This window comes from Pseudomonas sp. KCJK9111 (assembly GCF_046231935.1).
Classification (GTDB): domain Bacteria; phylum Pseudomonadota; class Gammaproteobacteria; order Pseudomonadales; family Pseudomonadaceae; genus Aquipseudomonas; species Aquipseudomonas parafulva_B.
Map to the genome: position 1 here is coordinate 1 of NZ_JBJJMO010000070.1, position 22,475 is coordinate 22,475.

General features: G+C 62.0%; 23 protein-coding genes and 1 pseudogene. 17 read left to right on the top strand and 7 right to left on the bottom strand.

Annotated elements, in window-relative coordinates:
- The coding region (locus tag ACK59L_RS18605) for a hypothetical protein (protein WP_409275278.1) at nt 1-293 on the top strand (293 nt) is incomplete at its 5' end.
- 66 nt (nt 294-359) lie between these two features.
- Here the strand turns inward: ACK59L_RS18605 and ACK59L_RS18610 are convergent.
- The gene (locus tag ACK59L_RS18610) at nt 360-1,853 is read right to left on the bottom strand and encodes a CoA-acylating methylmalonate-semialdehyde dehydrogenase (RefSeq protein ID WP_145256338.1); all 1,494 of its coding nucleotides are present in this window, start codon (nt 1,851-1,853) and stop codon (nt 360-362) included.
- 69 nt (nt 1,854-1,922) lie between these two features.
- Entirely contained in the window at nt 1,923-3,269 is a 1,347-nt protein-coding gene (locus ACK59L_RS18615) for an aspartate aminotransferase family protein (protein WP_409275281.1), read from the bottom strand.
- Between the two features lie 115 nt (nt 3,270-3,384).
- Here ACK59L_RS18615 and ACK59L_RS18620 point away from each other — a divergent pair, with 115 nt between their 5' ends.
- The 5 genes from ACK59L_RS18620 (at nt 3,385) to ACK59L_RS18640 (ending at nt 7,756) form a co-directional block, all read left to right on the top strand.
- Nucleotides 3,385-4,305, top strand: a complete 921-nt coding sequence (locus ACK59L_RS18620; protein ID WP_178091277.1) for a LysR family transcriptional regulator — start codon at nt 3,385-3,387, stop codon at nt 4,303-4,305.
- A 90-nt stretch (nt 4,306-4,395) separates the two neighbouring features.
- Nucleotides 4,396-5,058: a TetR/AcrR family transcriptional regulator gene (locus ACK59L_RS18625; protein ID WP_023535181.1), complete on the top strand. Its 663-nt coding sequence runs from the start codon at nt 4,396-4,398 to the stop codon at nt 5,056-5,058.
- A gap of 9 nt (nt 5,059-5,067) precedes the next feature.
- Entirely contained in the window at nt 5,068-5,652 is a 585-nt protein-coding gene (locus ACK59L_RS18630; RefSeq protein ID WP_409275283.1) for an IMPACT family protein, read from the top strand.
- Nucleotides 5,653-6,036: 384 nt separating this feature from the next.
- Complete coding sequence (locus ACK59L_RS18635; RefSeq protein WP_409275285.1) at nt 6,037-6,723, top strand: SDR family oxidoreductase; 687 nt, start codon at nt 6,037-6,039, stop codon at nt 6,721-6,723.
- Nucleotides 6,724-6,808: 85 nt separating this feature from the next.
- On the top strand, nt 6,809-7,756 hold the full coding sequence (locus ACK59L_RS18640; RefSeq protein WP_058605268.1) for an adenosine deaminase: 948 nt from the start codon (nt 6,809-6,811) through the stop codon (nt 7,754-7,756).
- 5 nt (nt 7,757-7,761) lie between these two features.
- Here ACK59L_RS18640 and ACK59L_RS18645 read toward each other — a convergent pair whose 3' ends face one another.
- From ACK59L_RS18645 to ACK59L_RS18655, 3 genes are all read right to left on the bottom strand, one after another.
- On the bottom strand, nt 7,762-8,475 hold the full coding sequence (locus tag ACK59L_RS18645; RefSeq protein WP_058605269.1) for a helix-turn-helix transcriptional regulator: 714 nt from the start codon (nt 8,473-8,475) through the stop codon (nt 7,762-7,764).
- 344 nt (nt 8,476-8,819) lie between these two features.
- A complete protein-coding gene (locus ACK59L_RS18650; RefSeq protein WP_409275287.1) occupies nt 8,820-10,001 on the bottom strand; it encodes a multidrug effflux MFS transporter in 1,182 nt (393 codons plus the stop codon).
- Between the two features lie 99 nt (nt 10,002-10,100).
- The gene (locus ACK59L_RS18655) at nt 10,101-10,298 is read right to left on the bottom strand and encodes a heavy-metal-associated domain-containing protein (RefSeq protein ID WP_409275289.1); all 198 of its coding nucleotides are present in this window, start codon (nt 10,296-10,298) and stop codon (nt 10,101-10,103) included.
- A 137-nt stretch (nt 10,299-10,435) separates the two neighbouring features.
- Here ACK59L_RS18655 and ACK59L_RS18660 point away from each other — a divergent pair, with 137 nt between their 5' ends.
- The 5 genes and pseudogenes from ACK59L_RS18660 (at nt 10,436) to ACK59L_RS18680 (ending at nt 15,798) form a co-directional block, all read left to right on the top strand.
- Nucleotides 10,436-10,822 carry a hypothetical protein gene (locus ACK59L_RS18660; protein WP_058638394.1) on the top strand — a complete coding sequence of 129 codons (387 nt, stop codon included), beginning with the start codon at nt 10,436-10,438 and terminating at the stop codon, nt 10,820-10,822.
- A gap of 51 nt (nt 10,823-10,873) precedes the next feature.
- Nucleotides 10,874-13,270 carry a heavy metal translocating P-type ATPase gene (locus ACK59L_RS18665; RefSeq protein WP_409275291.1) on the top strand — a complete coding sequence of 799 codons (2,397 nt, stop codon included), beginning with the start codon at nt 10,874-10,876 and terminating at the stop codon, nt 13,268-13,270.
- Nucleotides 13,267-13,677, top strand: a complete 411-nt coding sequence (gene cueR / locus ACK59L_RS18670; protein WP_144965512.1) for a Cu(I)-responsive transcriptional regulator — start codon at nt 13,267-13,269, stop codon at nt 13,675-13,677. Before ACK59L_RS18665 ends, cueR begins: the two co-directional genes overlap by 4 nt.
- A 375-nt stretch (nt 13,678-14,052) precedes the next feature.
- A pseudogene (locus tag ACK59L_RS18675) lies at nt 14,053-14,940 on the top strand (sensor histidine kinase); the annotation flags it as partial.
- A gap of 129 nt (nt 14,941-15,069) precedes the next feature.
- Nucleotides 15,070-15,798: a methyl-accepting chemotaxis protein gene (locus ACK59L_RS18680; RefSeq protein WP_392475787.1), complete on the top strand. Its 729-nt coding sequence runs from the start codon at nt 15,070-15,072 to the stop codon at nt 15,796-15,798.
- A 69-nt stretch (nt 15,799-15,867) separates the two neighbouring features.
- On the opposite strand, the gene ACK59L_RS18685 is transcribed toward ACK59L_RS18680, so the two are convergent.
- The gene (locus tag ACK59L_RS18685) at nt 15,868-16,647 is read right to left on the bottom strand and encodes a helix-turn-helix transcriptional regulator (protein WP_196135460.1); all 780 of its coding nucleotides are present in this window, start codon (nt 16,645-16,647) and stop codon (nt 15,868-15,870) included.
- Nucleotides 16,648-16,754: 107 nt separating this feature from the next.
- The gene (locus ACK59L_RS18690; RefSeq protein ID WP_409275294.1) at nt 16,755-18,032 is read right to left on the bottom strand and encodes an acetyl-CoA C-acetyltransferase; all 1,278 of its coding nucleotides are present in this window, start codon (nt 18,030-18,032) and stop codon (nt 16,755-16,757) included.
- A gap of 116 nt (nt 18,033-18,148) precedes the next feature.
- Here ACK59L_RS18690 and ACK59L_RS18695 point away from each other — a divergent pair, with 116 nt between their 5' ends.
- The 6 genes from ACK59L_RS18695 to ACK59L_RS18720 form a co-directional block, all read left to right on the top strand.
- On the top strand, nt 18,149-19,501 hold the full coding sequence (locus tag ACK59L_RS18695; protein ID WP_409275296.1) for a 3-oxoacyl-ACP reductase: 1,353 nt from the start codon (nt 18,149-18,151) through the stop codon (nt 19,499-19,501).
- A 2-nt stretch (nt 19,502-19,503) separates the two neighbouring features.
- Nucleotides 19,504-20,355: a MaoC family dehydratase gene (locus ACK59L_RS18700; protein ID WP_409275298.1), complete on the top strand. Its 852-nt coding sequence runs from the start codon at nt 19,504-19,506 to the stop codon at nt 20,353-20,355.
- A gap of 81 nt (nt 20,356-20,436) precedes the next feature.
- Nucleotides 20,437-20,742, top strand: a complete 306-nt coding sequence (locus ACK59L_RS18705; protein WP_023535180.1) for a MazG-like family protein — start codon at nt 20,437-20,439, stop codon at nt 20,740-20,742.
- Nucleotides 20,739-21,488, top strand: coding sequence for a methyltransferase domain-containing protein (locus ACK59L_RS18710; RefSeq protein WP_409275300.1), 750 nt, complete (start codon nt 20,739-20,741; stop codon nt 21,486-21,488). The genes ACK59L_RS18705 and ACK59L_RS18710 overlap by 4 nt, the downstream gene beginning before the upstream one ends.
- A gap of 19 nt (nt 21,489-21,507) precedes the next feature.
- On the top strand, nt 21,508-22,137 hold the full coding sequence (locus tag ACK59L_RS18715) for a DUF4136 domain-containing protein (protein ID WP_409275302.1): 630 nt from the start codon (nt 21,508-21,510) through the stop codon (nt 22,135-22,137).
- A 19-nt stretch (nt 22,138-22,156) separates the two neighbouring features.
- Nucleotides 22,157-22,475: DUF4136 domain-containing protein (locus tag ACK59L_RS18720; protein WP_409275304.1), on the top strand; the 319-nt coding region annotated here is incomplete at its 3' end.

The window sequence follows — 22,475 nt, forward strand, 5'->3', positions numbered from 1 at the left end:
ATTTCGAGAAACTCGTTCAACTTCAAACACTTGACTCGCTTCGATCTCTCGTAGCGGGAGGCGAATTCTACAGCGTTTCAACACGCTGTCAACCTTCTTCTCAACCGCTGTCGATCTGTTCGATCGTAGCCCTTATAGCATCACCCGAACTAGCTAACTCATTGAATCTCAAGGAGTTTCGCGTTCCGATGTCGCTGGAAGTGGGGCGCATTATAAGGGGATTCGAAACCGCGTCAACCATTAATTTCATGTATTTGAAATATTCTGGCCGTGGGCTGGGAAGGCGCCACTGATGGATGAAGCACTACGTTATATAGAAGAAGGAGGCCCCATGGCCTCCTTGCTTCCCAACAGCACGCTTACAAACTAGGGAATGCGAACTGCGATGCTTCATGGCTGGCCCGCTGCGGCCAGCGTTGAGTAATGGCCTTGCGCCGCGTGTAGAACCTCACGCCGTCTGGCCCGTAGGCATGCAGATCACCAAACAGCGAACGCTTCCAACCGCCGAAGCTGTGATAGGCCACAGGGACCGGCAGCGGAACGTTAACCCCTACCATGCCTACCTCGATTTCATCGCAGAACAACCGCGCCGCTTCACCGTCACGGGTAAAGATGCAGGTACCGTTGCCGTACTCGTGATCATTGATCAGTTGCATGGCCTGCTCGAGGCTGTCGACCCGTACTACACACAACACCGGCCCGAAGATCTCTTCCTTGTAGATGCGCATTTGCGGGGTAACCTTGTCGAACAAGGTGCCGCCGACGAAATAGCCCTCTTCATTACCCGACACGCTCAAGCCGCGCCCGTCCACCACGAGCCTGGCGCCCGCCGCTACGCCTTCATCGATGTAGCCAACCACCTTGTCGCGAGCCGCCGCCGTGACCAGCGGCCCCATGTCCAGGCCGCACGATGTGCCCGCACCGATCTTCAGTGCCTTAATTTGCGGCTCAAGCTTGGCAATGAGCGCATCGGCCACCTGGTCACCCACGCACACCGCGACCGAAATGGCCATGCAGCGCTCACCGCACGAACCATAGGCAGCCCCCATCAGTGCACTGACGGCATTGTCCAGATCGGCATCGGGCATCAGCACTGCATGGTTCTTCGCGCCGCCCAGTGCCTGGACGCGCTTGCCACGCTTGGTGCCCTCAGCGTAGATGTACTCGGCAATTGGCGTAGAACCCACGAAGCTCAACGCCTTGACCTCCGGCGCCTCGATCAGGGCGTCCACCGCTTCCTTGTCACCGTGCACCACATTGAGGATGCCCTTGGGCAAGCCCGCTTCCAGCAACAGCTGGGCGATGAACAGTGTCGAGCTGGGGTCACGCTCCGACGGCTTGAGGATGAATGCGTTGCCGCACGCGATGGCCAGTGGATACATCCACAGCGGCACCATCGCCGGGAAGTTGAATGGCGTGATCCCCGCTACTACCCCCAGCGGTTGAAAGTCGGACCAGGCGTCGATGTTGGGGCCCACGTTTCGGCTGTACTCGCCCTTGAGCAATTCAGGTGCAGCGCAGGCGAACTCGACGTTCTCGATACCACGCTTCAACTCCCCGGCGGCGTCTTCCAGGGTCTTGCCATGCTCCTCGCTAATCATTTGTGCGATTCGCGCTTCGTTCTGCTCGAGCAGTTGCTTGAAACGGAACATGACTTGGGCGCGCTTGGCCGGCGGGGTATTGCGCCAGGCCGGGAACGCGACCTTGGCAGCATCGATGGCTTGCTGCACGGTCGCACGACTGGCCAGTTCGACCTTGCGAATGGCCTGGCCAGTGGAGGGGTTGAACACATCGGCGGTGCGCTCGCCCTTGGTAACCAGGTCACCGTTGATCAGGTGCTGAACAATGCTCATGTAACACTCCAGATAGAAAAAGGCGTGGCAGGCGTGTGTCCGACAGGCGCCTGCCTTGAACGCAGGAAATCAGTCGATCAGGTTCAGCGTCTCGCCCACGGCATCGAACAGACGGTCCAGCTCTTCAGGTTTGGTGTTGAAGGTTGGGCCGAACTGCAAGGTGTCGCCGCCGAATCGCACATAGAAGCCCGCTTTCCACAGCTTCATCGCCGCTTCATAAGGGCGCACGATGGCATCTCCGTCCCGGGCGGCGATCTGGATGGCGCCTGCCAGGCCATAGTTGCGGATATCGACGATGTTCTTGGTACCTTTGACGCCGTGCAGCAGCTTCTCGAAATGCGGCGCCAGGTCTGCAGCGGACTGCACGAGGTTTTCCTTCTGCAGCAGATCCAGCGCAGCAAGCCCTGCCGCACAGGCGACCGGGTGTGCAGAGTAGGTATAGCCATGGGGGAATTCCACGGCATAGTCCGGCGTCGGCTGGTTCATGAACGTGTGGTAGATCTCGCTGCTGGCAACCACCGCCCCCATGGGGATCGCCCCGTTGGTCACCTGCTTGGCGATGCACATCAGGTCAGGCGTAACGCCAAAGGCCTCGGCGCCGGTCATCGCGCCCATGCGGCCGAAGCCGGTGATCACTTCGTCGAAGATCAGCAGGATATTGTGCTGGGTGCAGATTTCACGTAGACGCTTGAGGTAACCCTTGGGCGGCGGCAGCACGCCGGCCGAACCTGCCAGCGGCTCGACGATCACCGCTGCAATATTGGATGCATCGTGCAGCTCGATCAGCTTGAGCATCTCGTCAGCCAGCGCAATGCCGCCTTCCTCCGGCAGGCCCTTGGTGAACGCGTTGACCGGCAATACGGTGTGCGGCAGATGATCGACGTCCAGCAACTGCCCGAACATTTTGCGGTTGCCGTTGACCCCGCCCAGGCTGGTGCCGGCGATGTTAACCCCGTGGTAGCCACGGGCGCGGCCAATGATCTTGGTCTTGGTGGCCTGGCCTTTCAGGCGCCAGTAGGCGCGCACCATCTTCAGGGCCGTATCGGCACATTCGGAGCCTGAGTTGGTATAGAACACATGATTCAGGTCACCCGGCGTCAGTTCGGCAATCTTTTCAGCCAGCTGGAAGGACAGCGGGTGCCCGAACTGAAACCCCGGCGAGTAGTCCAGGGTGCCGATCTGGCGCGACACCGCCTCGGTGATTTCCTTGCGGGTATGGCCCGCGCCACATGTCCACAACCCTGACAGGGCATCGAAGATCCTGCGCCCCTTGTCGTCCACCAGATGATTGCCATCGGCCGCCACGATCAGCCGAGGATCGCGCTGGAAATTGCGGTTGGCGGTATAGGGCATCCAGTGCGCATCCAGCTTGAGCTGGCTGGCGATACCGGCAGGCGCGGTTTGGAGCATGTTCATCGGCGGTTCCTCGGAAGACGATTAGGCAACGATGGATGTTGTTGCAGCTAACTTGGCACGGCGATAAAGTCTGAAAAAGCCTGCATTTCTAACCTTTACACAGGCCACGACTAAACTGATGAGCCGACGCCCCGATCCGCTTGCACAAGTCAGCGACTTCGATATTCGCCTGCTGAAAATCTACCGCAGCGTGGTGGAATGTGGCGGGTTTTCCGCCGCAGAAAACGTGCTGGGTATTGGGCGATCGGCTATCAGTCAGCAGATGAACGATCTTGAACAGCGTCTGGGTTTGCGCTTGTGCCAGCGCGGGCGTGCAGGGTTCTCGCTGACCGAGGAAGGCCGAGAGGTCTATCACTCGGCGCTGCAACTGCTCAGCGCGCTGGAAACCTTCCGCACCGAAGTCAACGGCCTGCACCAGCATTTGCGCGGCGAGTTGAACATAGGCCTGACCGACAACCTCGTCACCTTGCCTCACATGCGCATTACGCATGCGCTGGCTGAACTCAAGGACCGGGGTCCGGACGTGCGTATCCAGATCCGCATGATCGCACCCAGCCAGGTGGAGCACGGTGTTCTCGATGGCAGCCTGCATGTGGGCGTCGTCCCCCAGACCAGCCCGTTGTCGGGGCTGGAATATCAACCGCTGTATAGCGAACGCTCGCTGCTGTACTGCGCCGTCGGTCATCCGCTGTTCTACGCCGATGACGATCTGCTCGACGATGAGCGCCTCAATCGCCAGGAGGCCATTGCCCCGACCTTCCGCTTGCCTGCCGAAATCCAGGCGCACTACCAGGTGCTCAACTGCACGGCCAGCGCGTCGGATCGCGAAGGCATGGCGTTCCTGATCCTGACAGGGCGCTACATGGGTTACCTGCCTGATCACTACGCTGCGCTCTGGGTCCAGCAAGGACGACTACGAGCGCTCAAGCCCCAGCAACGCTTCTATGACCTGAGCTTGAGCTGGGTGACGCGAAAAGGCAGACGGCCCAACCTGGTGCTTGAGAGTTTTCTGGAAAGTCTGGCTGCGACACGTTGATGCCACTCTCTGCCGCCAGTGCTTGTTACTTTGCCGTGGGAAGGTAATCTTGTCCTACAGACGCAGCCATCCTCCTGCACGGAATCGTTCATGACATTAGAAGTCCCTGCGCACCGCCTATCCGCCTCCGGCAAACCCGCAGGCCGTATCCGACAGAAAAATGAACAGGCCATCATCAAGGCCGCCGAAGACGAGTTCGCCCGTCATGGCTTCAAGGGCACCAGCATGAACACTATCGCCCTCAAGGCGGGGCTGCCCAAAGCCAACCTGCATTATTACTTCACCAACAAGCTGGGTCTTTACATTGCCGTACTCAGCAACATCATCGAGCTATGGGACAGCACCTTCAACGCCTTGAGCGTCGAGGACGACCCGGGCGAGGCGCTTAGCCGGTACATTCGCACGAAGATGGAGTTCTCCAGGCGCAACCCGCAGGCGTCGCGAATCTTCGCCATGGAAGTGATCAGCGGCGGCTCCTGCCTGACCGAGTACTTCAGCGCTGACTACCGCGAGTGGTTCCGGGGCCGGGCGGCAGTGTTCCAAGCCTGGATGGATGCCGGCAAGATGGACCCTGTCGACCCGGTCCACCTGATCTTCCTGCTGTGGGGCAGTACCCAGCACTACGCCGATTTCGCCACGCAGATCTGCCAGGTGACCGGTCGCAGCCGGTTGACCAAGCAAGATATGGAAGATGCCAGCACCAACCTTATCCACATCATTCTCAAAGGATGCGGCATCGCGCCAGTTGCCTGACCGACATTTATGCCTTCTACCCTGCTCGACCTCTGCGAATACCGCGAGGACATTCGCAAAAGCCGCTTCATTACCCTGGCCGGGCCCATCGCCAGTGCCAGCGATGCCATGAGTTTCATCGAGCTTCATAGCGACCCCGACGCCACCCACAATTGCTGGGCATGGAAAATCGGACCCCAATACCGCAGCAGCGACGACGGCGAACCCGGCGGCACGGCCGGCCGCCCGATTCTGTCAGCCATCGAAGCACAGGACTGCGATCAGGTGGTGGTGCTGGTCATCCGCTGGTACGGTGGCATTCAGCTTGGTACCGGCGGATTGGCCAGGGCATACGGCGGCGGCGCCAACAAATGCCTGCAACAGGCCCCCAAGCGCCTGCTGGTACAGCGCAGCGAGTTCACTTGCAGTTGTGCATTCAGCGAGTTGGCGCTGGTGAAACTGCGGATCGCCGACGTCCAGGGTCTGGTGCTCGAAGAGCACTTCACCGCCAACGGTGTAGACCTGAAGATTGCCTTTGAAGATGTCCACAGGCAACTACTGCAACAACAATTGGCAGACCTGAGCCGCGGCCGAATCCTGCTGGCAAGTTGCTGAGTGTTGCCCACAGCAACTGTGGGCCTGGCTGTGGATAAGCTTGGGGCATACGCCTAGAGCCCAATGAGCATGCCCCCTCCATAGATTTGATCAAATTTTGACCAAGGTTATGAAATCGGTAGCTTCAGTTAAGCCAGCCTAAGTTATCCCCATGCGCAGGCGACCATGCGACCAGATAGCTGCGGTTTGCACACATTAATTGTGGAGCAGCCTGTGGATAAACCGTGAGTGAAACGACAGGGCACCTGTGGCACATGGCCGTGCCGAGGGTTGCTCATTTTTCAAGCAGCAAGGCGCCGCAGTGCAGCGTCACAAATGGCCGGGCACATCCAGGCGTCCTATGAATTATGCTCACAGGCTCTAACAACCCTATGGAGCATGCTCATGGCCGATTCAAAAACCGCTCTGATCATCGGGGCCTCACGCGGCCTGGGATTGGGCCTGGTCAACCGCCTGTACGAAGACGGGTGGAAGGTCACTGCCACAGTACGCAATCCGCAAAAACCAGGCGCTCTGGCTGATGTTCCAGGCGTGCGTATCGAACAGCTGGAGATGAATGACTCAGCCCAACTCGACACCCTGGCTGAGCGCCTGACCGGTCAGCTATTCGATTTGGTATTTATCAACGCAGGCGTCATGGGTCCTCTTCCACAGGATGTGGAAACCGTTACGCACCAAGAAATTGGTGACCTGTTCATGACCAATGTCGTTGCACCGATTCGTGTCGCACGCCGTCTGGTTGAACATGTACGTGAGCAGACCGGTGTACTCGCCTTCATGAGTTCCATTCTGGGAAGTGTCGCAGTGCCTGATGGCGGGGAGATCTGCTTGTACAAGGCCAGCAAGGCTGCCCTGAACTCCATGATCAACAGTTTTGTGGTGGCCCAGCCGCGCCATGACCTGTGCGTATTGGCCATGCATCCAGGATGGGTGAAAACCGACATGGGCGGAGAAAACGCGGAGATCGACGTGCTGACCAGCACCCGTGGCATGCTTGAGCAGATCAAGGCCCAAAGTGGCACAGCGGGCCTTCGCTTCATCAACTACAAGGGCGAACCCTTGGTCTGGTGATTGGGCAGGTTGCCGCCATTGGGGCGCACGGCCAGGCCTGGCCCTGTAGAATGGCGGCAACCGTACCTGATTGAGATCACCTTATATGTATGACTGGTTGAACGCCCTGCCCAAGGCCGAACTGCACCTGCACCTTGAAGGCTCCCTGGAACCCGAGCTGCTGTTCGCCCTGGCCGAGCGCAACAAGATTGCCCTGCCCTGGGCTGATGTCGAGACGTTGCGCGGTGCGTACGCCTTCAACAACCTGCAGGAGTTTCTCGACCTGTACTACCAGGGCGCCGACGTTCTGCGCACCGAACAGGACTTCTACGACCTCACATGGGCGTACCTGCAGCGTTGCAAAGCGCAGAATGTGATTCACACCGAGCCCTTCTTCGATCCACAGACACACACCGACCGCGGCATTCCTTTTGAAGTGGTGCTCAATGGCATCAACCAGGCACTCAAGGATGGCCGTGACCAGTTGGGTATCAGCAGCGGCCTGATCCTGAGCTTCCTTCGCCACCTGAGCGAAGACGAAGCCCAAAAAACGTTGGACCAGGCCTTGCCGTTTCGTGATGCGTTCATTGCCGTTGGGCTGGACAGTTCCGAAATGGGCCACCCACCCAGCAAGTTCCAACGTGTGTTCGACAGGGCACGCAGCGAAGGCTTCGTGGCCGTTGCGCATGCCGGCGAGGAAGGCCCGCCCGAGTACATCTGGCAAGCGCTGGACCTGCTCCAGATCAAACGTATCGACCACGGCGTGCGCGCCATCGAAGACGAGCGACTGATGCAGCGCATCATCGACGAGCAGATTCCCTTGACCGTGTGCCCATTGTCCAACACCAAGCTGTGCGTGTTCGACCACATGAGCCAACACAACATTCTCGACATGTTGGAAAAAGGCGTAAAAGTCACCGTCAACTCAGACGACCCAGCCTATTTCGGGGGCTACGTGACGGAAAACTTCCATGCCCTGCACACTCACCTGGGAATGACCCAAGACCAGGCTCGCCGGCTGGCCCAGAACAGCCTGGATGCGCGCCTGGTCTGACGCACTCAGCCCACCTGCAGCGTCTCGACCCGGGCGATGCGATTGATCTGCTGGATACCCAGCGGTGATATGTGCAGCGCCCGGGTATCCTCGGCCTCGCGTATCCATCCCGATTGCAGGAACAGGCGGAACAGCGCCTGGCCCAGAACGCCCCCCAGGTGCGGCTCCATGTCATGCCACTCGGTGCAGCGGCACATCGTGCATGCTCGGGGCTGATGCGGTGCCAACGCATCGATGTATACGCCGAGGCTAGCCAGTTGCGCCCGCCCCTCATCGCTGACCACCAACTGCCGCCCACAACCATCCAGCCATCCGGCCACTACCAGGCGGTGGTAGAGTTCGGCCGCAAGCTCACCGCCCAGGTGATCGCCGCATCGTCTGGCGCGTCGCACGGACATGGGCAATGTAGGGCGCGGCGTGTGGGCATGACGGTTTCTTGCCTGTTCGAGCTGCACGCTGGCAAGGGCCTCCACAGCGGCGCCCACCTGAGGCGTTGCCAGGCGGAAATAACGTTTTCGCCCCCGGGCCTCATGCCGAAGCAGACCCGCTGAAGAAAGCAGCGAAAGGTGTGCACAAGCCGATGAGGCGCTTAGCCCGGTCATGATGGCCAACTCATTGGCCAGGCGGGGTGTGCCATCGATCAAGGCCCATAGCATGGCACTGCGCTTGGGGTCGGCCATCAGGCTGGCGATCTGGCTGATGCTGCTGGCTGCGTTCATGTCCCTGTGACTCCCTGCAAATTCACTGTGTAGATGCGATGGCCGACCCTGGCCCACGAACGCCCTCGCTCGCGCTGGCCTGGCTCGTCAGTATAAGCCGCACCTGGAGCCACCCTGGCGCCACTGCCAGGCCTGGTTGTCGCAAAAAAGCCACTGGGTAGGGCTACCCTTTGCAGGAGGCTTCTTCAGCGGCATGTTCGCAAAACAGCCTGTATCTCGGCGGTTTGACAGAAAAAATGGCTCAGCATGGGATGAGTCAAGGCATATCGCTTATTGCGAATTCGGAAGATGCCCACAGCCGTCTTCACCAAATAGCGCAGATATTATCGAAGGTTCTTCATGCCTCACACCGAGCGCCTGGATTGCAGGCGCCGCGTCAACAGCGCAACCGTGACCACCAGCGCCCCGCACAGGCTCATCACCAGCGCCATGGGCACCGCGCTACCATCGTGCAGTACACCGACCAACGCCGCGGCCCCTGCGGCAACACTGAACTGCACGCAGCCCATCAAGGCAGAAGCGCTACCCGCCCGAGCGCCCTGCCCGCTCATGGCGCAAGCAGAGGCATTGGGCAGAATGAAACCCAGGCTCGCGATGCATACGAACAGTGGTACCAATAGCGGCCAGAGCGCTGCAGGCCTGATCGCCGCCATGCTCATTAAAGTCAGCCCTGCTGCCAGGTATACCCATACCGCCCGGGTCAGCAGCCAGGCCGGCCCGCGTTTGGCCAGCAGGCGGGCGTTCACCTGAGCCATCAGGATGAACCCCGCAGCATTGGCACCGAAGAACCAGCCGTAATGCTCGGCAGGTACCCCGTACAACTTGATGAACACGAACGGCGAGCCTGCGATGTAGGCGAACATACCGGCAATGGCGATACCGCCCGTCAAGGCGTGCCCCAGGAACACGCGGTCGGCGAGCAGGCGCAGGTACTGACGCAAAGCGCCTGACAATGGCTGCCGGGGAATATGATCAGGCATGCTTTCAGGCAGCCCGAGGCTAACGGCGAGCAGGCAGCCGGCACTGAACAGGCTCAGGGACAGGAATATGAACTGCCACCCAACATGGTTGACCAACACGCCGCCCAGCATGGGCGCAAGGATCGGCGCCAAACCCATGACCAGCACCAGCTGGGAGAATACTTTGGCCGAAGCCACCGGGTCGCACTTGTCGCTGACAATCGCCCGCGACAGCACCATACCCGCGCAGCCACCCAGTGCCTGGACAAAGCGCGCCAGGATCAGGGTGTCCAGGTTGGGCGCATAGGCGCAGGCCAGCGATGCCAGGGTAAAAAGCGCCATGCCGAACAGCAATGGCTTGCGCCGACCGAAACGGTCAGCCACTGGGCCATAGAGCAACTGCCCGATGGACAGCCCTAGAAAGTAGGCGGCCAGGGTAGTCTGGACGTGTTTTTCATCAGTGGCGAACGCCTGGGCTATCGCCGGAAAGGCAGGCAGATAGAAGTCGATCGCCAAAGGCCCGAACGCACTGAGTGCGCCCAGGATAAGGACCATTCGCAGGTTCATCGGGAATCCATAGCAAGCTAACAAAGTTGCACATTCTACCTGCTGTGGACCCCGTCCTGCGCAAAACAATCCAACAATCGCGTTACCTGGCTCGAGCGCTTATACAATCTCGGCCTGGTAACCCTCTTCCTGGATGGCCGCCCGTATCTGCGCCGGGTTGGCACTGCTGTCGACGCGGACCTGCTTCTTTGCCAAGTCGACATCGACCTTGGCAGCGCCATCTAGGGCTTGGACGGCTTGGGTAACCGCCTTCACGCAATGGCCACAGGTCATGCCTTCTACCGAGAATACGTGCATGGGAATACCTCCTCTGGGTTTTCAGCGAGTTTCAAGCTTGCCATGGGGGCAAGGTCAAGCGTGCGTGTCTGGAGGTGGCAATTCGCGTCCACCTCGGCCAAGCTGCGACTTTGAAACAGGCAAGCAGGAGAGTGTTCATGTTCAGGACAGCAATGGGCTTCATCGGGCTGCTGGGTGCGCTCGCGGCGGTGCCGCCGGCCATCGCCGAAGACAACTCGGCCTACAGCGTGCTGATCATTTCCCGCGAACGGCTTGAAGTGGCCACCAGTTGCGAGATCGGTGTCTACCTGAACGATCAACTGTCGGGGCGACTGTTCCAGGAACAGTCCACGTCGTTCAACCTGCCTGCGGGCCCTGTCGATGTGCGCCTGCGCCTGCTGCCTGGGCAGACACCCGGTTGCGCCCCGGGTCTTGAAGATCAACGTAGCACCAGGTTGAACCTGCAAGCCGGGCAGATCAACAAGTACCGCATCGCGATGGGCCAGTATGGGATGGAGCTCAAGCGAACGCCGTTGGACTATTGACCTTCCCCGCATGGCAAGGTTGATGCTGGCAGCGTGCCCAAGGAGGAAATCATGTCCACGCCCGTCACTTATCACCTGCCCGTCTCCGGCATGACCTGCGCCAGCTGCGCTGGCCGAGTGGAACGTGCCTTGCGCAAGGTCACCGGCGCAGAACACGTCACCGTCAACCTTGCCAACGAGCAGGCCCGTGTGCAGGCGCCGGCCGATAGCCTGGATGCACTGGTCAACGCTGTACACGCAGCCGGTTACGCGGTGCCCAGCCATACCGTGGAATTGCAGATCGCCGGCATGACCTGCGCCAGCTGCGTCGGCCGGGTCGAGCGTGCGCTGGCCAAGGTGCAGGGGGTTCTCAAGGTCAGCGTCAATCTGGCCAACGAACGTGCCCACCTGGACGTCCTCGATGGCGTGCAGGATGCGGCGCTGATCGATGCGATAGGGCAAGCCGGTTACCAGGCCAGCCTGCCGCACGCATCCGATAGTGAACAGGCGACGACCCAACGCCGCTTGCGCCGGGAACGCCTTGCAGTCGCCGCGGCGCTGCTGCTGGCTTTTCCCCTGGTGTTGCCCATGCTGGTACAACCGTTGGGCCTGCACTGGATGCTGCCGGCCTGGGCGCAGTTTCTGCTGGCAACGCCGGTGCAGTTCATCCTGGGCGCCCGCTTCTATGTCGCGGCCTGGAAAGCCGTGCGTGCGCGCAGCGGCAACATGGATCTGCTGGTTGCCCTCGGTACCAGTGCCGGTTACGGCTTGAGTCTTTATCAATGGGCCAACGCGCCATCGGGTAGCACACCCCACCTCTACTTTGAAGCCAGTGCAGTGGTCATCGCCCTGGTCATGCTGGGCAAGTACCTGGAAAGCCGTGCCAAGCGCCAGACCGCCAGTGCCATACGCGCCCTGGAAGCGCTGCGTCCCGAGCGTGCGTTAAGGATCATCGATGGCGTGGAGCAGGAGGTCGCCATCGCCCACCTGCGCGTGGGTGACCTGGTCATGGTCAAGCCAGGTGAGCGTTTTCCGGTCGACGGCATCGTCGAAGACGGCCACAGCCATGCCGATGAAGCCCTGATCAGCGGCGAAAGCCTGCCAGTCACCAAGCAACCCGGGGACAGCGTCACCGGGGGTGCTATAAACGGCGAGGGCCGGTTGCTGGTCCGCACGCAGGCGCTTGGCACCGAAACCGTCCTGGCTCGCATCATCCGCCTGGTCGAAGACGCCCAGGCTGCCAAGGCCCCCATTCAGAAACTGGTCGACCGAGTCAGCCAGGTCTTCGTGCCGGCGGTACTGATACTCGCCGCGATGACCTTGTTGGGATGGTGGCTGGCCGGTGCGCCGTTTGAAACCGCCGTGATCAATGCAGTGGCCGTTCTGGTCATCGCCTGCCCATGCGCGCTAGGGCTGGCAACGCCGGCCGCGATCATGGCGGGCACAGGCGTTGCCGCACGCCACGGCATCCTCATCAAAGATGCAGAAGCACTCGAACGCGCGCAGGCCGTCAACCGCGTCGTATTCGATAAAACAGGTACGCTCACCTCCGGCAGCCCGACAGTGGTGCATAGCCAAGCGCTGGACGGCGATACGGACAACCTTTACCGATTGGCCGGCGCGCTTCAGCGCGGCAGTGAACACCCGCTGGCCAAAGCCGTGATGGACGCCTGCGCCGACCGTGGCCTGCGTGTGCCCGAGGTGACCGACAGCCAGTCCCTGACCGGTCGCGGCATTGCCGGACGTGTCGATGGGCGTGACTTGGCACTGGGCAATCGCCGCCTGCTGCAAGACCTTGGCCTGGCGCCCGGTGAACTGGCCGCATCGGCTGACGCCTGGGAAGCACAGGGGCGCACCTTGTCCTGGCTCGTCCAGAGCGGGGCCTCACCCAGCGTGCTTGGCCTGATCGCGTTCGGTGACAGCCTCAAGCCCGGGGCCGATCAGGCGGTCCAGACCCTGCGCAATCAGCACATCAGCAGCTACTTGCTCACTGGCGACAACCGGGGCAGCGCCATGGCCGTGGCGGCCGCCCTCGGCATTACCGATGTCTACGCCGAGGTGCTGCCAGCGGACAAAGCCGCCACCGTGGAAGCCCTCAAGCAGGGCGGTGCCGTTGCCATGGTCGGCGACGGCGTCAACGACGCACCGGCGTTGGCGGCTGCAGACATCGGCATCGCCATGGGCGGTGGCACGGATGTGGCCATGCAGGCCGCCGGCATCACCCTGATGCGCGGTGATCCGCGGCTGGTGCCGGCAGCCCTTGAAATCAGCCGTAGAACCTACGCAAAGATTCGCCAGAACCTGTTCTGGGCGTTCATCTACAACCTCGTCGGCATCCCGCTGGCTGCCTTCGGTTACCTCAACCCGGTCATGGCCGGCGCGGCCATGGCGCTCTCCAGCGTCAGCGTGGTCAGCAATGCGCTGTTGCTCAAGGCCTGGAAGCCCGCCCTGGATCAGGAGGCACCATGAACATCGGCCAAGCGGCAGCCCGTACCGGGCTCAGCACCAAGATGATCCGCTATTACGAATCCATCGGCCTGCTCAAGCCTGCCCTGCGCAGCGACAGCGGCTATCGGATCTATCAGCCTGCGGACCTGCATGCTCTGGCCTTCATCAAACGCTCGCGAGACCTGGGGTTTTCCCTCGAGGAAGTCGGCAAGCTGCTCACCTTGTGGCAGGATCGGCAGCGAGCCAGTGCCGATGTCAAGGCACTGGCCAGCCAGCATATCGATGCGTTGAACAGGCGCATCGAGGAACTGGTTGGCCTGCGCGACACCCTGGTCGAGCTGGTTTCCAGTTGCCACGGCGATGACCGCCCGGACTGTCCGATTCTCAAGGAACTGGCCAACGAAGCGCCGGGGCGCTGCTGCCGCTGAGCATTCCCGGCAGCCCCGCAACCAAGCTCATAGGGCATACCCGTCCAAACGCGACCGAATAGGCATCAATAGCGACTTCGCCCAATATTTACGGGCGTTTTCCTACATAAAATTCGGTTGCTGCCGATGCATTAGGTACCTGCCTCATGTGTCGACAACAATAATTCGGGAGCGCCGATGAGCATCAAACAGAAACTGACCTGGGCCTTTGCGATCATCGCCGCCCTGCCCATCGTGCTGGTGGCCACCTTGGTGGTACTGAACCTACGCGGCGAGGCCAGGGACGGCTTCCTCGACAGCAGCAGCCGAGAAATCCGTCAGGTCAGCAACGCGATGAACATCTTCTTCCAAGGCATCAGCCAGAATGTGGAGTACATGGCCTCGCAACCCTTAGTGGCGGCCACTGGCAACGAACTGACCAAGTACATGAGCGCCACGCCTTCTTCCGAGCTGGGCGAGCAATCGAGCAAGATTCTGGTGTTCATGACCAGTCTGGCCAATGCCCATCCTGCCTATGCCTACCTCTCCTACGGGGTCGCCGACGGGGGCTACGTCGGCTGGCCGGCAGGGCAGAAGTTCGTCAACTACGACCCGCGTACGCGCCCTTGGTACCAGCTGGCCATGGCCAACCCCGGCAAGACCCTGCGCACCGGTGCCTACTACTGGGCCGCCGACGATGCCGTGCTGGTCAGCACCGTACGTGCCGTGGCCAACCAGCTGGGTAACCCTGGCGGCGTGGTCAACGTCGACGTTTCCATCAAAGGCCTCACCGAAATCGTCAAGCAGATCAAGCTGGGCGAAAGCGGGTACCTGCTGCTGGTCGAAAACAACGGCAATGTCCTGGTAGACCCGCGGGACACTGCGCACAACTTCAAACAACTGGCGAGCTTCGGCGACGGCTACGCCGAGCTTGCCAAGCACGGCAAGGGCCTGGCTGAGGTCGAGCTGGACGGTGTTCGCTACATGGCCAATATCTACCCGGACGAACAGTTGGGCTGGACGTTGATCGGGCTGATCGAGCAGCGCGAGGTGATGCAGACCACCACCCGCCTGACCTGGCTGATCGGGATCGTCGCGCTGGTACTGGCTGCCGTGTTCGCCGTGGTGGGTGCCACGTTCGCCAAACTGATCGTGCGCCCGATCAACAGCGTCACCAATGGGCTTGAGGACATCGCCCAGGGCGAAGGTGACCTGACTCGCAACCTGGAAATCCGCGGCCGTGACGAAACTGCCCAGCTGGCGAGCTGGTTCAACCAGTTCCTGGGGGCCATTCGCAGCCTGATCCAGCACATCAGCGCCGCAGCCGGCAACATCCTCAACACCTCCACCAGCTCGACACGCGTGTCCAGCGACATGGCTGAGGCCGCCGGGCGCCAGCGTGAGGCCGTTGACATGGTGTCCACCGCCTTCCATGAAATGGTCGCCACTGCCAACGAGGTCGCGCGCTCCTGCAGCCAAGCGGCGCAGTCGGCCGACAGCGGCCAGCAGCAGGCGCGCGAAGGCCAGCAGCAGATCGATGCCGCCGTGAGCAGCGTCGACCGCCTGAGCCACGAGATCGAGCAGTCGGCGCAGTCGATCCAGCAGCTTGAGCGCGACAGCAACGCCATCCAGTCGATCCTGGGCACCATTCGCTCCATTGCCGAGCAGACCAACCTGCTGGCGCTCAACGCCGCCATCGAAGCTGCCCGTGCCGGTGAGCAAGGGCGCGGGTTCGCGGTGGTGGCCGACGAAGTACGTGCCCTGGCCAAGCGAACCGCCGACTCCACGGCCGAAATCGACGGCCTGCTGGGCAACCTGGCCGGGCGCACGGCCGAGGTGGCGGCGCAAATGCACGCCAGCCTCGAAGTTTCGCAGCAATCGGTGAGCCGTATCGGCATGGCCCGCGACAGCTTCGGGCAAATACGCGAGTCGGTGGACGTGATCCGTGACATGAACACGCAGATCGCCACGGCAGCCGAAGAGCAGCACCAGGTAGCCGAGGACATCAACCGGCACATCAGCCAGATCCACGGCGATGCCCAGCTGGTGGCGGAACTGGCCCAGGCCGCCCGCCAGGACTCCGAAAGCCTCGCCGGCCTGTCCAACGAGCTGGACTCACTGGTGCGCAGGTTCCGTACCTGACGGCAAGAGCTTCGCGAGCATCGGGCCTGCACGTTCACGGGCTCGCGCAGCGCCGCACCCGGTAAGCCGCTAGAGTTTCAACTCGCCCGGCGTGGCACCGAACAGCTGCTTGAAGGCGGCGATGTAGGCGGAGGTCGAGTCGTACCCGCAGCCCAGCGCCGCGTCAGTGACCGTGTGCCCCGCCTCGAGCGCGGTCAAGGACGACAGCAAGCGCATGCGCTGGCGCCAGTTGCGAAAGCTCAACCCAGTCTCGCGCTGGAACAACCGCATCAGGGTCTTTTCCGAACACCCCAGTTCGCACGCCCATTGTTGCAAGGTCTGCGGCTGATCCGGGGCAGCGATCAGGCCATTGCACAGGGCAAGCAAGCCTGGGTGTTGTGGCAACGGCAACGAAAACGCCACTTCCGGCAACGCCTGCAATTGGTCAAGCAGCACGGCGACCAGGCGCGCCTGCGCGCTATCGCCTTCGGGGTAATGTGCAGGGTACAGGCAGAACTGCTTGATCAGCTCACGGGCCAAGGGGGTCACTTCCAGTACACGACAACGCTCCGCGGCCCACGGGCAGGCATCGGGCCGTATGTAGAGGCTGCGCATTTCAGCCTGCATCGAACTGGACACGGCATGCTCGGCCTGCGCCGGTATCCACACGCCCCATTGCGGCGGGGCGAAGTAGCTGCCTTCCTGGGTATACACCCCCAGTACGCCACTGATGGCATAGGAAAACTGCACCCAGTCATGTTGATGCGACGTCGTCCACGAGCCGGCCACCAGTCGCTCGGCGCGCGCATAGAGCGGTCGAGGCAGGCAATCGAGCGTTGGAATGGGACGAGGATGTCCGATGGCAGGCATGGCGATTTCTTATCATGATGATCGGCCAAGCCTACCAGCCTAAATGCCCTGGGCGTTATCCGGCTCGATGTGCACCTTCGGTCACCCAGCCGGATGAACACCGACGCTCACCGCTCGACGATGACCGTAACGCCCTGCCCGCCTGCGGCGCAGATCGAGATCAGGCCGCGTCCTTGAGGCGCCGTGGACAGCAGCTTGGCCAAGTTGGCCAGGATGCGTCCACCGGTGGCGGCAAATGGATGCCCTGCCCCAAGTGAGCTGCCCTTCACGTTCAGCCGAGAACGGTCGATCGCCCCCAGCGGCGCATCCAGCCCAAGGCGCTCCCGGCAGTACTGGGCATCCTCCCAGGCCTTGAGGGTGCACAGCACCTGGGCTGCGAATGCCTCATGGATCTCGTAGTAATCAAAATCCTGCAACGTCAGGTTGTTGCGGGCCAGCAAGCGCGGCACCGCATACACTGGCGCCATCAGCAGGCCCTCGCGGCCATCGACGAAATCCACCGCGGCTGTTTCGCCATCGACCAGATAGGCGAGCACCGGCAGGCCATGTTGGTCTGCCCACTCCTGGGTTCCCAGCAACACCAGCGAGGCGCCATCGGTCAATGGTGTGGAATTGCCTGCCGTCAAGGTGCCCTCATCGCTGCGGTCGAAGGCCGGTTTGAGCTTGGCCAATTGCTCCAGCGTCAGGCCGGGACGCAGGTTGTTGTCCCGGGTCAGCGACCGAAAAGGGGTCATCAAATCGTCTTGCCAACCTTCCTGGTAGGCACGTGCCAGGCATTGATGGCTACGCAGCGCCAATTCGTCCTGCTCAGCCCGGCCAATGCACCAGGTTTTGGCCATGCGTTCGCAGTGCTCGCCCATCGACAACCCGGTGCGTGGCTCGCCGTTGCGCGGCAGCGAAGGCTTGAGGTGGTGAGGCCGCAAGCCCAGGAAAGGCTTGAGGCGGTCACCCAGCGCCTTGCCCCGGTTGGCTTGCAACATCATCCGGCGCAGGCCTTCGCTCACGGCGATGGGTGCGTCGGACGTAGTGTCGACGCCGCCCGCAATGCCGCAGTCGATCTGCCCAAGGGCAATCTTGTTGGCCACCAGCAATGCCGCTTCCAGCCCGGTGCCGCAGGCCTGCTGAATGTCATAGGCGGGGGTCGAGGCCGACAGGCGCGAACCCAGCACGCACTCTCGCGTCAGGTTCATGTCCCGGGCATGCTTGAGTACCGCGCCTGCCACCACCTCGCCAAGGCGCAGGCCGTGCAGGCGGTAACGTTCGATGAGCCCCTCGAGTGCGGCAGTCAGCATGTCCTGGTTGCTGGCTGTGGCGTACGCACCATTGGAACGGGCGAATGGAATTCGGTTGCCGCCCAAAATAGCGACCCGGCGAAGTGAGCGCATGCGCATGTTCCTCCTGAAACAATTTGATCCGTAGAGCCTAGGTGTTTTTGCCGCATTCGAACGACCTGGCCACAATCCTGGTCCACACTGTCAGACTTGCTTTCGGAGGACCCACCATGAGCGATCGCTACCTTGGTTTTGCCAACTCCAGCCTCGGCCGCAAACTTGTCGACAGCCTTGGCCTGCCTCGTCCAGCCACCCTGGAGCGCTGGGAAGCGGGCCGCATGCGGCCAGTGGACGGGCCGTTGGTCCTTGGCGGCGGCCCCTTGGCACGCCAGGTCGAAACATTCGCAGCGCGGTTGACCGACGCGGTTTACGGCTTCAACGGCCAAGGCCTGCAGTGCGAACCCTGGGTCGCTGGGTTGGGCCCCAGGATCAAGGCGTTGGTGTTCGATGCCAGTCACTTGTCCGACAGCGATGCGCTCACGCAGTTGCGCGAATTCTTCCAGCCGCTACTGCGCAACCTGGCGCCTTGCGCCCATATCGTGGTCTTGGGTCGCCCGCCTGAGGCCGTCGCCGACCCGATGGCCAGTGTCGCCCAGCGTGCCCTGGAAGGGTTCAGCCGTTCGCTGGCCAAGGAACTGCGCAACGGCGCTACTGCCCAGTTGCTGTACGTGGGTGACGGCGCCGAATCTCAACTCGAAGGCGCGTTGCGCTTCTTCCTGTCGCCCAAGAGCGCCTTCGTGTCGGGCCAGGTGCTGCGCCTACAGCCCTGCCAGGCTCAGGTCGAGGACTGGACACGGCCGCTCAGCGGCAAGCGCGCGCTGATCACTGGGGCTGCCCGCGGCATCGGCGCCGCCATTGCGGAAACCCTGGCCCGCGACGGTGCCGATGTGCTGCTGCTCGATGTGCCCCCGGCCAGCGAGCAATTGCAGGCGCTCGCTGCGCGCCTGGGTGGCAAGGCGCTGGTCCTGGACATCTGCGCCGGTGACGCTGCCGAGCAGTTGCTGGCGGCATTGCCCGATGGCCTCGACATCCTGGTGCATAACGCAGGCATCACCCGTGACAAGACCCTGGCGAACATGACCCCCGAATATTGGGACGCCGTACTGGCGGTGAACCTCAAGGCTCCTCAGCTGCTGACCCAGGCCCTGCTCGATAACGGCGCGTTGCACGAGGACGCCCGCATCACCCTGTTGGCTTCGGTCAGTGGTATCGCCGGCAACCGGGGGCAATCCAACTACGCTGCCAGCAAGGCTGGGCTGATTGGCTTGGCCCAGGCCTGGGCACCGACGCTTGCCGAACAAGGCATCAGCATCAACGCAGTAGCGCCTGGTTTCATTGAAACCCATATGACGGGCGCCATGCCCATGGGCTTGCGCGAAGCGGGGCGACGTCTGAGTTCGCTCGGCCAGGGCGGCAAGCCCCAGGACGTGGCCGAAGCCATCGCCTGGCTTAGCCAACCTGGCTCTGGCGCCGTTAACGGCCAGGTGCTGCGGGTGTGCGGCCAGGCACTGATGGGGGCTTGAGCATGCAACGACAATGGCACGACCTGCATCAACCCGCCAGCCGCGCCAGCCTGTACCTGCGCGCAGCGGGCAAACGCCGCATCAGCGGTGATCAACTGCCCACGCACGGGCTGCGCTGCACCCTGGCGGTTCAGCCTGAGCAACTGCATGCCTACCGGCAATTGTGCCGTTTCGTCGACGATGGCCGGCTGCCTGCCACGTACCCGCACATCATGGCGTTCAACCTGCAGGTGCAGTTGATGACCGCCGAGCAGTTCCCCTTTCCGCTGCTGGGCCTGGTCCATCTGCACAACCGCATCGATGTCATCCGCCCGCTTGGGGGCATCGAGTCGCTGCGCATGGCGGTTCATGCCGACAACCTGCAGCCCCACCCCAAAGGCGGAACCTTCGACCTGATCACCGAGGCGGCAGACGGTATTGGCGTGCTATGGCGGGAAACCAGCCGCATGCTCGTGCGCGGGTTGAAACTCGACGGCAACCTGGCAGAGGCGGACGAGGGTCAGGCCAGCCACTTGCCTGAAGTCACGCGCTGGTATGCCGACAGTGATATCGGCCGCCGTTATGCCAAGGTCTGCGGCGACTACAACCCCATTCACCTCAGCACACCCAGCGCTAAGCTGTTCGGTTTCCCCACCGCCATCGCCCACGGCATGTGGAACAAGGCCATGGCCGCGCTGCACGGGCACTTGCCTCACAGTGGCTACCGGTTCGAGGTAGATTTTAAAAAACCCGTGCGTTTGCCCTCGGAGGTGGTGCTCAGCGCCAGCCAGGTCGGCCCTGTGGGTGAGCTGCGCCTGGACGGCCAGACGGACGTGATACACATGCTCGGCCGCTGGGCCCGCTTGCAGGGCTGACTGGCGCATGCTGCGCCCCGTGCAGGGAAGCTTGCTTTGCAATGGCCCTGCGCGGAAGCTATGCGCCATGAGGAGAACCCGATGAACCTGCAAGAACTGACTCAACGCCTGCATCAAATCCGCGATACCAATGACTGGCAACGTTTCCACAGCCCAAAGAACCTGGCCATGGCCGCCAGCGTCGAAATGGCCGAGCTGGTTGAAATCTTCCAGTGGCTCAGCGAGGACGAGTCACGTCGCCTGCCACCCGAACAGTTGGCCCACGCCGGGCAGGAAGTGGGCGATGTCGTGCTCTACCTGTTGCTGTTGTGCAGTGAACTGGGGCTGGACATGGACCAGGTGGTCCGCGCCAAGCTGGCTGACAGCGAAAGGCGCTTCGCACGATGAACGACCGTCATTTCGATGAACTGGCTACCCGTTTTGCAGAGAAAATCTACGGTGGCGCAAAGGGGGCGATCCGGCTGGCAGTCTTGCAGGCCGACTTGGCCGAAGCCTTGCCGGATCGCCCATTGCGCATCCTCGACATCGGTGCGGGCCTGGGGCACATGGCGCTATGGTTGGCCCAACGCGGCCACCAGCTTACGCTGGCCGAACCCGCCGAGCCCATGCTCGAAGGGGCACGGGCCCGCTTTGCCGAGGCCGGCCAGGCGGCAACGTTCATCCAGGCGCCCTGGCAAGCGCTGCTGGGTGAGCTGACCGAGCCCTACGACGTGGTCGTGTGCCACGCGGTACTCGAATGGCTGGCTGAGCCGGAAAGTATCCTGCCCGTTTTGCATCAACTCACGGCCCCCGGGGGTTGGCTGTCGCTGGCGTTCTATAACCGCGATGCCTTGGTCTACCGCAACCTGCTCAAGGGACATTTCCGCAAGCTTCGCAGTAATCGCCTTGAAGGTGAAAAGCAGAGCCTTACCCCGCAGAAACCACTTGATCCGCGGGCGCTCAGGGCGCAACTTGAACCTATGTGGCAGGTCGAAAGTGAAAGCGGCATACGTGTTTTCCATGACTACATGCCCAAGGAATTCCAGGACCGCGCCGAGCTGCTGGACGTGCTGGAAATGGAGCTCGCTCACCGCCGCCATCCGAGTTTCGCCGGCCTGGGCCGTTACCTGCATTGGGTCTGTCGCCCACGTTGACCTGCCGTGAGGAGCAAGCATGCCGTACCGTCTGTTGCCACTGGCCCTGCTGCCTTTGGTTCTGGCCGGGTGCCAGGGGACCAATCCCTACGTCGCCAGCAGCCGTCCACTGCCACCGGCCCCGCCTCAGGCAGCGACCACGTTCGACGCAAGCGCTTATCCCGCACCTGCAAGGGACTACGGCCGCTACCGCAGCTGGAGCTGGCGTGACGGGCGTCTGCCCAGCGGTTCGGCCAATGCCGACCCTGCACAGCTGGCCGATGCAGTGGCCGCAGCGCTCGATCAGCAGGGCTTGCGCCCCGCCCGCAGCGGTGTAGGTGACCTGCTCGTCGGCGCCGATATCCGCCTGGAAAAACGCCTGCGCCAAGTGCGCGACTATAACAGCTACGACCCGTACTATGGACCCTACGGCAACGTGGGCTATGGCGGTTACCGTAACGGTTATGGGGGTTACACCAGTGTTCCGGTCGTACGCACCTATCAGGTTGAGGTCATGGTAGTGCGCATCGACCTGTACGACAGCCGCAGCGGCCAGGCCGTCTGGAGCGCAAGTGCCGAAAGCGGCAACGACCAGGCTTCACCGCGGGACCGTGAAAATGCCGTGCGCGACGCCGTGCGCAAGGCCCTCAGCGGCTATCCTCCCAGTTAACGCCTAACGGAGATTCATCATGTTGCGCCGCCTGTTACTCGTGTCGTTTGCGGCCTTGCTGGCTGCCTGCTCAAGCCATAACGTGCAGCAGGACTACGACGCGAGTCGTGATTTTGCCGCCTACCGCAACTGGGCCTGGCAGGAGCCCGGCTTGCAATACCGTCCTGATGATCCACGCATCAAGAGCGACCTGACCGAGCAGCGCATCCGCCAGGCGGTCAGCGACCAGCTCGATCAGCGGGGCCTACGCCCAGCGCCCCCTGGCACGCGTGCTGACCTCAACGTGCGCACCTACCTGATCGTGGAACAGCGCCAGCAACAGGTCACCACCAACTACG